Genomic DNA, 14,105 nt, shown 5'->3' on the forward strand with positions numbered 1-14,105 from the left:
ATATCCGGCTTTGTCCACACCTCCAGTGATGGCTCGAATATAGTAAGTTGTTGTCACAATTAAAATATTCGGAGAGGAGAACTCAAGATGAGCTTTTTATCTACAGGACCGATTGAAAATAATGCGGTAGGCGGGCTTAGACCTACCCAGCAGGTCACGGTCAAAATCGATAACCGAAGTGATACCATGTCTTCCTTGGTGACGGTAGAGGGTTACTATCTGGATGGAACCCGCACGCTATATGTCAGTGAAACGTTGAATGTACTGCCCAATCAGGTAGTGACAACCACGTATTATGCGGATTTGGATGCATTTGAGTTTATTTTTGTCACTTCGGGAACCATTGATGAACAGGTGCAAGTCTCAGTCTGGGGAAAAAATAGCTCAGGCGGCTTAGTAACGCCACACCGACTGGTTTCTGCTGAACTTCTGGGAACTACCACAGGCGAAGGAGGCGCGACTGGGGTTACGGGAGCGACGGGAGCGACAGGGACCAGTCCGGCTGGTCTTTCCGAGTATGCGTATATTTATAATTCGGCTGCCCAAACGGTTCCTTTGGAGGCCGATGTTACTTTTAGTAATAATGCTCCTATAATTGGGGCAATTACATACACGGCAGGAAGTTCTGTGATTCCTATAGGTACTGCTGGAGATTATGCAGTTTGGTTCAACGCAACGGGAGTTGAGCCCAATCAATTTTCACTTTTTCAAAATGGTACTTCTGTTGCAGGCGGCATATATGGTTCTTGCGCCGGAACTCAGGCCAATCCCGGAATGGTGATTGTTGTAGCGGCAGCGGGAGATTCCCTGACTCTGCGCAATCATTCCAGTTCAGCGGCAATTTCGCTGCAGACGCTGTCAGGCGGAACACAAGTCAATGCCAATGCCTCAATCCTGATTCAAAAAATAAACTAAGCTTGGCAGAGTAGAATTCAGATAAATTCGGATTCCAGTGAAGCTAAATAGCCCGTCACCGATGGATTTTCGGTGACGGGCTGCTTAAACTTGCCAGGCATTTTGATCCCTGCCTCACAAACAGGGTGCTGTCCCCAGTATAGTTAGGGCAGCTTTATTTATCATAAGTAATCACATAGATGCCGCCTGGCAATGGACTACAAAGCCAGCTCGGCAAGCAGACCTCTTCAGAATCTCTGACAGAGGAAATGCCTAGTCCGCAGTAGGCGCACCGGTCAGATTCTTGATGTCCGTAGAACCATAAATCAGCAGGGCAATTACAATTACCAGCAGCAGACCGCCAGCGAAACCCTCTCCGTCAAAACTGTCCATATCCCCGCGCCTCACTTTCACTTTCTAATTAGGTGGTCAGGAGTTTTCAGCTTTCTTTTTCAAAGCGGTCATAATCTCGTTCAGGGTGAGACTGCTGTTGTCATCAAGGAAGCTGACCAGCTTATCGACGTTGTCGTTGCTAAGATCACTTAAGGTTTTATATTTGCCTACCAGACTGACGAACATCGATGCGTCCGTGTACATCTGGATGGAGTCTACTTTCAGCTTGCCGGTCAAAAGAAGAGCAGCTACCGCGAACTCAAGCCCTTTTGGAGTTTGTGTTTTGGAGCTGGCCGGTGGTTTTTTGGCGGCAGGTCTTTTTCCTCTTCCAGGAGGGGGCATAGGACTCCCTTCTTCCGTTGGGCATTCTTCGGGAAAGCGGCAGCAAGTGCGGTCTCTCCTTAATAAAAAGATATGCGTCCCAACAGATATTGGTGAATGGAACCTGTCTTATGTACACACTGACTAGAGGACGCACGAATATTATTATATTGTGCGATTAATGATCAACCGTCGCTAGTAACTGAGTTTCACGCCGTAAATGCTAGATATGGAAGGAGGAATGAGACGGGATGCCGATTTTATCAACAGGACCTATCGAGGTCTGCTGCTGGTCTTCTCGGCAACGGTATCAGCCGGAATTGATGTAGCGACAACGGTTGACCGTTATGCCAGCGGCGGAATTACAATTGTCTAAACCCAGCACTGCAAGCCAATAGAAATAAATAAAACAGGGACCTCCCAAGCCTATAGGCTCAGGAGCATACCTGTTTTATTTTTGGCGTAGAGGATAGGATCTTCAGCATATTTTCACTGAAAACCACCAGTTTCACTGAATTCTGCTGTATCAAGTGCAATTAGAACGGAGGCTCTAAGAACGTAGACGCTTGGCATACCTTGCTCGCAGCTTGCCCGCAGTTTAAAACGCCTAACCCGTACCTGCCCGCGGCAAAACGTCCTACCCCGCAGTCAGCCTCCGCTCCATTCGCCCACAACTCACGCTTCGCCTCCGGTCATATCGCAAGTATCTCGCGGATATCCTGCTCGCTCAGGCTGGACAGGGCTTCCTGTCCCGGCTGTATCACTTCATCAATCAGATTCTTCTTCTTCTGCTGCAGCGCGTACATCTTGTCTTCTACGGTTCCCTGCGCAACCAGGCGGATGACCTGCACGACCTTCTTCTGTCCGATCCGGTGGGCACGGTCGGCAGCCTGCTGCTCGACAGCCGGATTCCACCACAGATCATAGAGAATGACCGTGTCGGCACCGGTCAGATTAAGACCGGTGCCGCCCGCCTTCAGCGAGATCAGAAAAAGATCGCGTTCCCCTTCATTGAAACGGGTGCATAGCTGGGTACGCTGGGAAGCCGGTGTTTGTCCGTCCAGATAGAAGTGCGGGATACCCAGCAGGGCCAATTCGCGCCCGATCATCCCCAGCATTTGCGTGAACTGTGAGAAGATCAGCATCCGTTTGCCGGAGCTGCGGCATTCATCGATAATCTCCAGCAGCTGCTCGAATTTGCCCGATCCACCAGTGTATCCTTCCACGAACAGGGAAGGGTGGCAGCACAGCTGGCGCAGCCGGGTGAGACCGGCGAGGACTTTGATCCGGCCGTTGCCGAAGCTGTCGCTGTCCAGATGCTTGAGCGCTTCCTTGCGCAGTCTGGCCAAATAAGCGACGTAGAGCCTTTTCTGCTCCGGCAGCAGCTCAGAGGCCTGCAGTGATTCGATTTTGTCCGGCAGTTCCTTCAGGACATCGCTTTTGAGGCGGCGCAGCAGGAAGGGGCGGGTACGCTTGGCCACAGTCTCCCGGGGAAGGTCATGGAAGGCCTTCTTGCCGGGGAACAGCCCGGGAAATACCACGCCGAAGATTGACCACAGGTCCTCCAGCGCGTTCTCCACCGGCGTTCCCGTAAGCGCGAAGCGGTACCGGGCTTGCAGGAGCTTAACGGCCTGGGCAGTCTGCGTCTCATGGTTCTTAATCATCTGCGCTTCATCCAGGATGAGGGTATGGAAAGACCGCTTTGCGTATTCCACGGCATCTCTGCGCAGCAGCGGATAAGAGGTAATGATGACATCATGGCCGGCTGAATTCCGCAGCGTCCGGTTGCGTTCGTCCGCACTGCCGTCGGCAATGGCTGCCTTGATATCCGGCGCGAAACGCTTCAGCTCATTATGCCAGTTGTAGAGCAGCGAAGCCGGGCTGACAATGAGCGCAGGGACTCCGCCCTGACGGATATCCGCAAGCTCGGAGAGCAGGAAGGTGATACTCTGCAGCGTTTTGCCGAGACCCATGTCATCGGCCAGAATGCCGCCGAAGCGGTAGTGGGCCAGCGTCTTCATCCATTGGAAGCCGTACTGCTGATAGTCGCGGAGTACAGGAGCCAGACTCTCCGGCACAGGGAAGTCCAGGTTCTCGGGACTTGCCAGATTGGCCAGCAGCCGCCGGAACGACCGGCCGATCTGGACGGAATCGCCTTTGCCGGTATCCGCATGCAGGCGAAGACCCCGGACCAGCGGCAGGGAGAACTCTGCGTGATTGAACTCTCCGTTCTGAACGCCAAGCTCATTCATCAGGGCGATAATTTCCAGGAATTCTGCAGTTTCCAGCGGCAGCAGCGCACCATCCGGCAGCCGGTAATATTTACGCTTTTCCTGCAGGGATTTCAGCACCAGCACAATATCCTTCTCCGGAATACCATCCATGCTGAACTTGAAGTCCAGCCAGTCGGTCTTCTCATTCCAGCTCAGGCTGACCTTGGGCATGGCATGCTCCGTAAGCACTCTTTCCTTGACGGCAGTAGTGGCATAGACCTGAAGCAGCGGCTCCAGCAGCGGAATGGTATGGTGGAGGAAATCGAATTCCCCGTCCTCATCCCGCATGATATATCCGCTCTCCGTCCGCGCGAACGACTCATGGGCCATCAGGTCGAGAATCCGCCGTTCGGCCTCCCCGTCCCGCATCAGAATCACCTCATTGCTCCGCTCATGCGCCTTCTCCTCCAGCGGATTGATGACAATCCCGCCATATTGGAATTCAAGTCCGGCGAGCAGCCGGTCTCTGACCCGGTCGAGATAGAGTCTGGCGTGAAGCTGGGCCTGAACGATTCTGTCCGCGATGGCATCGGCAATAAACACCTGGCCCAATTTTTTGAGTCCGGGAATGACGCCCTCCATGAATGGCTCCATCTGCTCCGGGGCAATGGCAATTCCATCCTGCCGCGAGGGGTTCAGCAGCTTTTTCAGCTCAGCGAGACGCCCGCATTCCTGCACCGGCAGCTTCAGTAGCTTGCCTTCTGACAATACCAGCCCGTAATCTTCCAGAATCGTAAGCTGCTGAAGCCCCTGGACATCCAGCCGGTACCCCTCTCCTTGCGCCTGATCGAACTGGAAGCTCAGCGGAAGAGCCTCGGCGGAGAGAGACAAGCGTTCGTGCAGGATCTGGCCGTGCTGCAGACGGGCTGCAGGGGCGGCCGTGAGTGCTGGCAGCAGGCCCTCCCAGAAGAAGGGGGGAATAGCCAGCAGCCGCTCATTTCCCGAGGTGCCGGTATGCGGAGTGTAAGTGCTGATGCTGCTGCGGTATATTTTTTCATTCAGCATGATTTCAATCAGCTTCATGAGCACCTCATTATCTTCCTTCGAGAAGCTGTGCAGGGCGGGATCATAACTGAAATGTCTGGAGAATTCAAAAGGTTCACCCCGGTGAACACGTTCCAGAAACCCCCGGATTTTGGGCACGATATAGAGGCGCTTAGGACCAACCTTCAGTTCTATGCCCAGCATTGTGCTGCCGAAGCTGTAAGAGAAAGGTTTGCAGATGAACTCTACCTGAAGCGGTGTCCGCAGATCCATATAAGTTCCGGCTCCACTCGGCCGCTGCCGCACTCCGGTGAACATCCCGAGCATGCTGCTCACCAACTGCCGGTCACCGCTGCGTCCGGTGTATCCGTCTCCGGCAGAGCCGGAATGGCGGGGCGTAAGTATACCGGTCTCTCCCGTGAACGCCTCCGGCACTTGCCCATCCGAATCGGGAGTCTGGTCCATGTCCCTATCTTTGCCGAGATAAAGGACACTAACCAGTGCAGCTGCAATATGTTTGCAAAAAGGTCCGCCACGGTAGTAAGCCGGGCAGGTACACTCCCCGTTAACATCACCGTCACTATCTATGGTTAGCACTACTTCATGGCTCTCCAGTCCATGAACCGCAGCGCGGTATTTCGAATATTCCCCGTCATCGTTGTGCTCAGAATAGATAAGATCAACCTTATGAGCGTGATAATAAGCTACCCCCTGATCAAAAGCGGCTCTGCCGCACAGCAGCTTGATTACCCGTTCCGGTACCTGGAAACCCAATGTAATCCTCACTTCCTTCTATTCCTGATGGCTAACTTGCTCTCAAGCTAAGACCTGTTTTGTCCCGTTGGACAATCGTTATAGTACCCATAATAACAGAACAGGCGTACGCCTTCAAAAGGGGAATGGGTAAAAAACAAAGCAAAAACCCGGCGGGGATTGTATATTGCCCCGCCGGGTTACATATGGCCTGCGCTTTTACCTTGCCCCGCCAATTCCGTGCATGATGAAGCTGACGGTCTGCTCAATCTCTTCCTCGTCATTCCAGTCATGGTCCGGCATCAGCAGCAGGCGGGCCAGCAGATAGCCGATGACCGAGGAAATGGTGAAGCGGATGATCGCAGGAGTGGGAGCATCCGTAAGCTGGCCCTGCTCCTTGAAATGATCCGTGATTACAGTGACACGCTCCAGCACCTGGCTCAGAATATTCTCGACCAGCTGTTCTCTGAGCGCGGGCTGGAAGGGGATCTCCTGGATAAGGATTCTGATAATTTTGAGATTCTTACGGGCGAAATCGAGCCGGTTCACCATGAATGCCTTAAGGAAGGCATCATAGCTCTCAAAGGGTACATCCAGCACACCGCTGAAATTACGCATCACAAACGGAGCGATCATCCGGCTCATGGTGGGGACTACGATGGCCAGCAGCAGATCTTTTTTGGTTTTGTAGTAGCGGAAGATCGTTCCCTCAGCCACGCCCGCCTTCTGGGCGATCTCACTGGTGGCGGCTGCTGAGAACCCCTTCTCCGAGAATGTATCAATGGCCGCCTGCAGAATGGACCTCTGCTTGGGGGTCATTTTTTCCTTTTCACTGAGGGCCAGCAGCTCTTGAATCCACTGCTCCTGCCCCTGCTGCTCTGCAGCCTTGTCTTTCTCCATAATGGACCCTCCAACTCTCTTGCTCTTACCTTCAAGTGTACCACAGCCCATACTGCGAATTCGAAGTTACATTCTGCGGTGCTTGCGCAAGGCCAGCACATTCAGCAGCATGAACAGCAGGGAGAAGCCGATCAGCACGAATACATCAAGAGCGATATCATTCCATCCCTTGCCGCGGATCATGATATCCATCAGTGCCTGGGCGCCGTAGTAGATGGGGGTTGCCAATCCTACGCGCTGCAGCCAGAGCGGAAGGGTATCCATCGGAAATAATCCGCTCAGGAAAATCTGCGGCACAATGACCAGGGGAATGAACTGGATCATCTGGAGCTCATTAGCGGCAAATGCCGAGAGCAGGGTGCCGAGTGTCAGTGCCGACATCGAGAGCAGCAAGGTTATCAGCAGAACGTAGCCGAAGCTTCCGGCCATCATAATGCCAAGCACCTGGATCGAGAACCAGGAGATCAGCAACGCCTGAAAGACGGTGAAGATACCGAAGCCGCAGACATATCCTAGCACGATTTCCCAGCGTTTCAGCGGAGTGGAGAGCAGGCGTTCCAGTGTTCCTGTGGTCCGCTCGCGCAGGAAGGAGACGCCCGCGATCAGGAAGACGAAAAAGAATACAAATACCCCGATCATAATCGGGCCGAAACGGTCGATCGTCTTCATATCCTCGGCGCCGTACAGATAGCTGATCTGCGGCTGATGCTGTACGCTGCCAGCCGCTGACGGCTGCAGGCTCTGCATAGCTTCCTGCATGGCCATCATCACGGCACGGTTAGCGGTCGGGTTGCTGCCTTCCAGCATGATCTCAGGAGTGGTTCCCTTCATTGTAATATAAGCATCAATGTCCCCGGACTGAAGGGCGGCGTTGCCGGATTCATCATTATCATAGCTGGTAACTTCAGCCTTCTGGGCTTCCAGCGCGGTACTGAACACTGCAGCACCGGAGGCTACGCCAATCTTCGGCTTATAAGCGTCGCTGTTAAAGACCAGGCTCATCAAGCTGAGCACCAGCAGGGGGGCGATGAACATCAGCGCCATGGTTCTTTTATCATGGATGAATTGCTGCAGAATTCTCAGGGTAATCGCACGGATTCTCATGAGCGCACACCTCCATAGTACAGGAAGGCTTCTTCAATGGTAGCGGAGCCGGTTGCCTGCAGCAGTCCGGCGGGCGTGTCTACAGCGAGCAGAACGCCATCCCGGATCATAGCCAGCCGGCCGCATTTCTCCGCTTCATCCATAACATGTGTGGTGAGTACAATCGTGGTGCCTTTACGGTTCAACGCCTTAAGTTCCTTCCAGATCGACTGGCGCAGCACTGGATCAATCCCGACTGTGGGTTCATCCAGCAGCAGCAGCGGCGGCTCATGCAGCAGCGCGATAGCCAGGGACAGCCGGCGTTTCATGCCTCCGGAGTATTGGTCTACTCTTTTGCGCAAATGCTCCTGCAGGTTCACCAGCTCCATTACATCTCTGATCCGCCGTGTCCGGTTGCCGCCCTTCAGACCGTAGAGGGAAGCGAAGAACTCCAGATTCTCCTTGGCGCTCAGTTCAGTGTATAGTGCATCGGACTGGGCCATATAGCCGATCTGCTGCAGCATGGCAAGCTTCGGCATCCGTACCCCAAGGACGTTAATCTCGCCGGAGGTAACTTCGTCTATGCCCGTGAGCAGCTTGACCAGCGTGGTTTTGCCGGAGCCGGACGGGCCCAGAATTCCGAAGGTTTCCGCCTGCTCCACCTGCAGCGTAATATCCTTCAATACCTTCTTGCTGCCGAAAGCCCGGTCAACATGGGTTACTGTAATCACTGGGGGGGCTTGCTTCATTGTGATCTCCTCAATTCTTAGCATTATGAGTGAGTACTCACTCATTATCATAATGATTCTCTTGGTAAAAGTAAATCTCTTTTCCAAGTACACAAAAATATAAATCTGACGTGCGAATGATATCCTCTATTGCGGACAAGACTGCGGTTAGCTTGGGAATCTGATGTTTTGCCCGCAATAGCTGATTGTCAGTCCGCCTGACCGGCGGACAGATTATGAAAAAGCTGTGTCAGGCTCCCGCAGGGCACATGCACCACATGCACAATGTCTTAAGGACGCGGACCCGTCTCCGCCTGCCGCCGCATAAATCATATTAAATTTTAGGTATTCCCCGTTTCCACCTGCCGGTTATCAGGGTAATAAGGAGAATACTGGAGATTACCGGCTACTTGAACCCATTCCATTAGAAGGTGGTGCGAATCATGGCAGGACATAAGCTGCTCCTTACTCTGGGAGTGCTTCTCGCAGCGGCCGGACTTAGCGGCTGCAGCAGTTCAGACGGTGCAGAAGCGGACAGCGGAGCTTTTCATACCCTGGCGGAAGAGAATGCGGACGCGCAGCAGTATTTGCCTGACGATCTGCCAATACCGGAAGGCGCGGGCATCACTTTTACTCAAGGTGAGGTGGCAGAAGGGAAGAAATCCTCTATGCTGATCTACGAGACAGAGGAAAGTATGACCGCTCTTGGAAGTACATATCAGAAATATGTAAGGGACAAGGATCTGGAACGCGGAACAGAGATTGTCGACAGCAACAACATTCTAATTAATGGCAAGGTAAGCGGTTCTTATTCATATTCTATTATTGGCAGCAGCTCGGACTCTAAGTCCGGCGGTAATGAGATTATCGTGACGTGGATACTGAATTAACATAACTTTTACAAACGGCGGGTCCTGGAGTTATTCCGGGGTCCGCCGTTGTATTTTCCTCCCCATAAACATTTTTGCTTTTTTTAATAGATTGGATGGACAAGTTGAGAAAGAAAAGGAGTGACGGAGGGGAATTTTGGAACTGTAGGAGCGGGAGCGACCGCCTTTGTCCCCGGATTTCCACCGCGTATAGCGGTAACAATCAAGAAATCAGGGAACAACAGCGGCTGGAAGTCCAAATATTCACCGCAGTGGCGACTGGTTTTTTCTCGAAAAGGTTAAAGTTCAATCCATTTAGGAGAGCGAAAATGTGATTACTTTTACAATTAATATTTCCATAACATTCCTCTGCAACAGAATTGACATTCGTAGATGAAAATAACATTAGCAGTTACCTATAGGAAAAGGGTGAATCTAATTGACAAACAGTAAATGGATCGGTGCAGCATTGGCTTCAGCACTTCTCGTAACAGGGGGATCAGTAAGTGTTTTGGCTACAAGCAGCAGTGTGAGCGCCGCCGCCGTCAAGACAGCCGCAGTTCAAGAGGGAAGTACTACATGGAGTATCAATGGTACGCCGGTTGCGCTCAGCACAATCAACAGCGGTGGATATAAACTCTATTCGTTAAGCCAGGTGGCAGGGGAGCTTGGAGCAGGACTTGTGCTCGGCAGCAGCGGATTTCTATTAAATGACAGCAAGGGCCTACATAATGTACAGATTCAGGCGGGTGTAAAAAGCTATCAGGTTGATGGTGAAGCACAGGAATTTACAGTAGCACCTGTCGTTCATAACAACAAAACCTATGTAGAACTCACGAAGCTGGTTACCGCACTTGGCGGTGAGCTGCAGGCGGATACCAGCAGCATCCTGAGCTTCGCCCGGCCGACAGGTCAATTTGACACCCTTCATTGGAATGCCGACGGCGCACTGATCGCGAACCAAGGCGATGCTGAATCGACAATGATCTACAAATTTAGCCTGGTGCCAGGCAATTATGACTTGTTCTCTTCCAACAGCAGTGTAATGGATTATGCAGTATCTCCTGATCAGAAGTGGGGCGCGTTCAGCAATGAGACAGGCATTATGCAACTGATCAACCTGTCCAGCGGAGTGATCACTACCCTTGGCAAAGACACCAGCGTGAAGACGGACCTCGTATGGTCCAGCGACGGCAAGACGATCTACTTCATTCAAGGCGACAAGCAGGAGAAGCTGGCGCAGATTTCTGTAGAGACCGGAGAGGTCAAAGCGCTGCTTGAGGATAAAGTGGAGAATAAATCGGAGCTTCGCGTATCGGCGGACGGCAAAACTGCTGTGTACATTGTCAATGTAACAGGCACAGCCAAGAATGATGCCGACAGTACTGAAGATTCACTGACTGTAGACTTCAGCAAAGCCGGAGAACAGCTGTACAAGCTGGATCTGGCCACCAAAGGCGCGAAGCCGGCAGCCCTGACTACAGCGCTCGACAACAAGCTGTATCCGGAGATTCTTGCGGGCGGCAGCGTAGTGTACCTGAGTGCAGATCCGGAGGGCACTGCCGCCAATACCCTGAAGTCGATTACAGCAGACGGTACCAGCACAGATATCACCTTGAGTGCTGAAGCCAACTGGGCTGCTGGAGTGAGTACAGGCTTGGTGGTTGCAGGCTTGGCAGCGGACGGCAGCACAGTAATCTACTCTATTGCGGGCGGAGCGGCTCCGGTTGAAGTATTCCGTACGGCAGAGGATGTGTCCGAGGTGTCTGTATCGAATGACGGCAGCAAAGTGGCAATTGTGAGCGACGGCAAAATCCTTGTCATTCAGAACGGCAAAGCAGTACAGCTGTCCAACTAATAACTAATACTGAGTAACAATGATTCATAACAACATTTATCGGCGCTGGCCGCCGGGAGGAGATTTTAGACATGAAGGTTTTCAGAAAATTAACAGTAACAGCGCTCACCGCGGTTATCGCGGTTACCGCAGCTTTTGCAGGGGTTGCCGCTGCTGCGGACAGTCTCAAGGGTAAAATCACCGTTAACGGTTCGACCGCACTGCTTCCATTGACGCTGCAAGCCGCCAAAGAATTCCAGAAGCTTCACCCTAAAGTGAAAATCGCAGCTTCAGGCAAAGGCTCCGTAACCGGCCCCCAAGCCGTGAAGAAAGGCATTGCGGACATCGGCGCCTGCGACTGGGATGCCAGTATGGATGTTCCGGGCTTCAAAGCCTTTGAAGGACAGGTAGCGAACAAGGTGGCGGTCATTCCTTTTGCAACCATCGTGAACAAAAACGTAGGTGTAGACAACTTGACTACAGAACAGCTTAAAGGAATCTACTCCGGCAAAATCACGAACTGGAAGGAAGTCGGCGGTGAAGATGCCAATATCGTGGTTATCACCCGTGCCTTCGGTTCCGGTACCCGGGTCAACTATCAGGCGAAGGCACTTGCCGGCGGAGATATTGTGAAGAAAGAGAAGAATTACAAGGAAGCCGGCTCCAGTGGCGATATGAAAACAGCTGTGGGCACTACTCCGAACGCTATCGGATACATCGACCTTGTCTACGTGACCGGCAGTGACATCAAAGCCGTGAAGTTCAACGGAGTGGAAGCGACTACGGACAATGTTATCAACGGTTCGTACAAGATTTGGGCTTACGGCTACTACATGACCAAAGGCCAGCCTACCGGCGCTACTAAAGAATTCATCGAGTACGTGCAGAGCAAGAAGTTCCAGCAGGGTTCACTTAAAAAGCTTAAATTCATTCCGATTGCCGCCATGCAATCCTAGGATCAATCCTAGTACAAGGTAACAGACTGATAGGTAACAGCGGCCAGCTCCGGAGCTTCATGCGGGGTTGGCCTCTTACAGGAGGGAAAGTATGGGGGCACCGGTTCATAGACTGACAGCACAGACACAGAAGAGCCTTGAGGAAGTTAAAGTAAATACCAGAAGACATAAGAGACATCTGCTAGGCAATACGATATCCCGTTATTATTTCTTATTCAGTATCCTTGCGCTGTGTCTGGTGCTTGGACTAGTTATTGTATTCATCGGCAAAACGGCACTGCTGCTCTTCGGGAGCATCTCGCCGCTCGATTTCTTCTTCTCGTTCAACTGGACACCGGAAGAGGAGGCCTTCGGCGCCGCTGCCTTTATTGTAAATACATTATCGCTGACGGCACTGACCCTGGTCATTGCTGTACCGATCTCGGTAGGCATGGCCGTGCTTTGTGCGGAGATCGCCCCCAAATGGATGACAAGCTTCATCCGTCCGGTACTGGATCTGCTGGTCGGCATACCTTCTATTGTATACGGCTATCTGGGCTTGACCGTACTGCTTCCCTTCCTGCGTAGAGTGAGCGGAGAAGGGCTGGGGGACGGACTGCTCGCTTCAGCCCTCGTGCTGGCGCTGATGGTCCTGCCGACCATTTGCCGGATCAGCGATGATGCGATTGTGTCCGTTCCGCGCAAATACCGTGACGCCGCGTATGCGCTGGGCTCGACCCGTCTTCAGGTCATTATGCGTGTTGTGCTGCCGGCAGCGAGCCGGGGGATTATCTCGGCTGTTATTCTCGGTATGACCCGTGCGATCGGCGAGACCATGGCGGTGGTTATGGTGATCGGCAATACGCCGCAGCTGGCGAAGACCCTGTTCACGCCGACCTCTGTGCTGACCAGCAACATCGTAATGCAGATCTCCAATGTTGAGTTTGAGTCTACCTGGAACTACTCCCTGCATATGATGGCCTTCCTGCTGCTGCTGATTTCCTTTGTGCTGATACTAATTATCCGCGTGCTGGGCCGCAAACGGAGGGATGCCTGATGAACGGATTTACCCGTACCCGCCATTCGGCAAGGTCGCAACGCAATAACAAGATAGCTACTATCGCTTTCTATACGCTGGGAGTTCTGGTGATGCTGCTGATTTTCTGGCTGCTGTTCACCATTCTTGGCAAGGGACTGCCCGCGCTGCGGCCGGAGTTCCTGATCAAGCAGCCGGAAGAGATGGATGCCGGCGGGGGGATTGGCCCCGTGCTCTTCAACTCCTTCTATATTCTGATCATCTCGCTGCTGATCTCCGTTCCGATCGGGATCGGGGCAGGCATCTATATGGCGGAATATGCGCCGGATAATGCCTTCACAGGCGCATTGCGCATCTGTGTAGAATCCCTGGCCTCCGTTCCGTCCATCGTGTTCGGCCTCCTGGGCCTGGCGATCTTCGCCGAGTACTTCGGTGTCGGCCTGACGATTCTCGGCGGAGGCGTCAGCCTGGCGCTGCTGAATCTTCCGACACTGGCCCGCGTTACCGAAGAGTCCATCCGTGCGGTACCCGGCGAGATCCGTGAAGCCGGCTATGCCCTCGGCATGACGAAGTTCCATGTCATCCGCAAGGTCGTCCTGCCGGTAGCCCTTCCGGCAATTGTTACCGGCGTCTGCCTTGTGGCCGGACGCGCCTTCGGGGAATCGGCGGTTATTATCCTGACCGCCGGACTCAGCACCTCCGGTGAGATGTGGGATTTCAATCTGTTCTCGCCGGGTGAGACGCTGGCGGTACATCTGTGGTACGTGCAGTCCGAGGCGATTGTCGAGGATGCGCAGCAGATCGCGGACAAATCCGCTGCGGTGCTGGTGTTCATAGTCCTGCTAATTAACTTTATTTTCCGCTTTCCGCTGTGGCTGGGGAACCGCCGCCGGGGGCGCTGAGACTTAGACTTGAAGCCTGAATATCTGAATAACAGGCTGCCTTGCTGTGGAGGGTCCACGGCAGGGCAGTTTGTTTGACGTGACAAGCAGCGGAGAGAATCGCAGCCGCCGGGGGCTTTTTTCACGGCGGAGCCTATCTATTTCCATTGCTTAAAATTATAATAATACTAGAATGAAAGCGGTTATAGGAACAGGGG

12 protein-coding genes are annotated in these 14,105 nt (G+C 53.0%); 7 read left to right on the top strand and 5 right to left on the bottom strand.

The genetic code is table 11. The features are described 5' to 3' along the window. Positions 1 to 87 precede the first annotated feature (87 nt). Positions 88 to 915: a hypothetical protein gene (locus tag MKZ24_RS11375; RefSeq protein ID WP_340783012.1), complete on the top strand. Its 828-nt coding sequence runs from the start codon at positions 88 to 90 to the stop codon at positions 913 to 915. A gap of 408 nt (positions 916 to 1,323) precedes the next feature. Here MKZ24_RS11375 and MKZ24_RS11380 read toward each other — a convergent pair whose 3' ends face one another. After that, positions 1,324 to 1,629 carry a hypothetical protein gene (locus MKZ24_RS11380; RefSeq protein ID WP_042239034.1) on the bottom strand — a complete coding sequence of 102 codons (306 nt, stop codon included), beginning with the start codon at positions 1,627 to 1,629 and terminating at the stop codon, positions 1,324 to 1,326. A gap of 220 nt (positions 1,630 to 1,849) precedes the next feature. On the opposite strand from MKZ24_RS11380, the gene MKZ24_RS11385 reads away from it, so the two are divergent. Further along, on the top strand, positions 1,850 to 1,984 hold the full coding sequence (locus tag MKZ24_RS11385; protein ID WP_269322081.1) for a hypothetical protein: 135 nt from the start codon (positions 1,850 to 1,852) through the stop codon (positions 1,982 to 1,984). A 316-nt stretch (positions 1,985 to 2,300) separates the two neighbouring features. Here the strand turns inward: MKZ24_RS11385 and MKZ24_RS11390 are convergent, their stop codons facing one another. The 4 genes from MKZ24_RS11390 to MKZ24_RS11405 all read right to left on the bottom strand — a co-directional run bounded on the left by MKZ24_RS11390 (position 2,301) and on the right by MKZ24_RS11405 (position 8,350). Further along, the gene (locus MKZ24_RS11390; RefSeq protein WP_340783018.1) at positions 2,301 to 5,651 is read right to left on the bottom strand and encodes a DEAD/DEAH box helicase; all 3,351 of its coding nucleotides are present in this window, start codon (positions 5,649 to 5,651) and stop codon (positions 2,301 to 2,303) included. Between the two features lie 186 nt (positions 5,652 to 5,837). Next, positions 5,838 to 6,518: a TetR/AcrR family transcriptional regulator gene (locus tag MKZ24_RS11395; RefSeq protein WP_340783021.1), complete on the bottom strand. Its 681-nt coding sequence runs from the start codon at positions 6,516 to 6,518 to the stop codon at positions 5,838 to 5,840. Between the two features lie 66 nt (positions 6,519 to 6,584). Continuing rightward, complete coding sequence (locus MKZ24_RS11400) at positions 6,585 to 7,622, bottom strand: ABC transporter permease (protein ID WP_042239027.1); 1,038 nt, start codon at positions 7,620 to 7,622, stop codon at positions 6,585 to 6,587. Continuing rightward, positions 7,619 to 8,350: an ABC transporter ATP-binding protein gene (locus tag MKZ24_RS11405; protein ID WP_042239025.1), complete on the bottom strand. Its 732-nt coding sequence runs from the start codon at positions 8,348 to 8,350 to the stop codon at positions 7,619 to 7,621. The genes MKZ24_RS11400 and MKZ24_RS11405 overlap by 4 nt, the downstream gene beginning before the upstream one ends. Before the next feature lie 422 nt (positions 8,351 to 8,772). On the opposite strand from MKZ24_RS11405, the gene MKZ24_RS11410 reads away from it, so the two are divergent. The 5 genes from MKZ24_RS11410 (at position 8,773) to pstA (ending at position 13,908) form a co-directional block, all read left to right on the top strand. Beyond that, positions 8,773 to 9,219 carry a hypothetical protein gene (locus tag MKZ24_RS11410; protein ID WP_042239022.1) on the top strand — a complete coding sequence of 149 codons (447 nt, stop codon included), beginning with the start codon at positions 8,773 to 8,775 and terminating at the stop codon, positions 9,217 to 9,219. A gap of 418 nt (positions 9,220 to 9,637) precedes the next feature. Then, positions 9,638 to 11,056, top strand: coding sequence for a stalk domain-containing protein (locus tag MKZ24_RS11415; protein WP_156123348.1), 1,419 nt, complete (start codon positions 9,638 to 9,640; stop codon positions 11,054 to 11,056). 71 nt (positions 11,057 to 11,127) lie between these two features. Further along, positions 11,128 to 11,991: a phosphate ABC transporter substrate-binding protein gene (locus tag MKZ24_RS11420; protein ID WP_340783027.1), complete on the top strand. Its 864-nt coding sequence runs from the start codon at positions 11,128 to 11,130 to the stop codon at positions 11,989 to 11,991. A gap of 91 nt (positions 11,992 to 12,082) precedes the next feature. Beyond that, a complete protein-coding gene (gene pstC / locus MKZ24_RS11425; protein ID WP_340783031.1) occupies positions 12,083 to 13,027 on the top strand; it encodes a phosphate ABC transporter permease subunit PstC in 945 nt (314 codons plus the stop codon). Beyond that, on the top strand, positions 13,027 to 13,908 hold the full coding sequence (gene pstA, locus MKZ24_RS11430; protein WP_340783034.1) for a phosphate ABC transporter permease PstA: 882 nt from the start codon (positions 13,027 to 13,029) through the stop codon (positions 13,906 to 13,908). Before pstC ends, pstA begins: the two co-directional genes overlap by 1 nt. Positions 13,909 to 14,105: the final 197 nt, after the last annotated feature.

Source organism: Paenibacillus sp. FSL R7-0297 (genome assembly GCF_038009025.1).
Classification (GTDB): Bacteria; Bacillota; Bacilli; order Paenibacillales; family Paenibacillaceae; genus Paenibacillus_AQ.

Bases quoted from the DNA above. Each gene is read 5' to 3' on its own strand.
- MKZ24_RS11385 (WP_269322081.1), top strand. From the start codon at position 1,850: ATGAGACGGGATGCCGATTTTATCAACAGGACCTATCGAGGTCTGCTG.
- pstA (WP_340783034.1), top strand. From the start codon at position 13,027: ATGAACGGATTTACCCGTACCCGCCATTCGGCAAGGTCGCAACGCAAT.
- MKZ24_RS11405 (WP_042239025.1), bottom strand. From the start codon at position 8,350: ATGAAGCAAGCCCCCCCAGTGATTACAGTAACCCATGTTGACCGGGCT.
- MKZ24_RS11410 (WP_042239022.1), top strand. From the start codon at position 8,773: ATGGCAGGACATAAGCTGCTCCTTACTCTGGGAGTGCTTCTCGCAGCG.
- MKZ24_RS11420 (WP_340783027.1), top strand. From the start codon at position 11,128: ATGAAGGTTTTCAGAAAATTAACAGTAACAGCGCTCACCGCGGTTATC.
- MKZ24_RS11400 (WP_042239027.1), bottom strand. From the start codon at position 7,622: ATGAGAATCCGTGCGATTACCCTGAGAATTCTGCAGCAATTCATCCAT.
- pstC (WP_340783031.1), top strand. From the start codon at position 12,083: ATGGGGGCACCGGTTCATAGACTGACAGCACAGACACAGAAGAGCCTT.
- MKZ24_RS11380 (WP_042239034.1), bottom strand. From the start codon at position 1,629: ATGCCCCCTCCTGGAAGAGGAAAAAGACCTGCCGCCAAAAAACCACCG.
- MKZ24_RS11375 (WP_340783012.1), top strand. From the start codon at position 88: ATGAGCTTTTTATCTACAGGACCGATTGAAAATAATGCGGTAGGCGGG.
- MKZ24_RS11395 (WP_340783021.1), bottom strand. From the start codon at position 6,518: ATGGAGAAAGACAAGGCTGCAGAGCAGCAGGGGCAGGAGCAGTGGATT.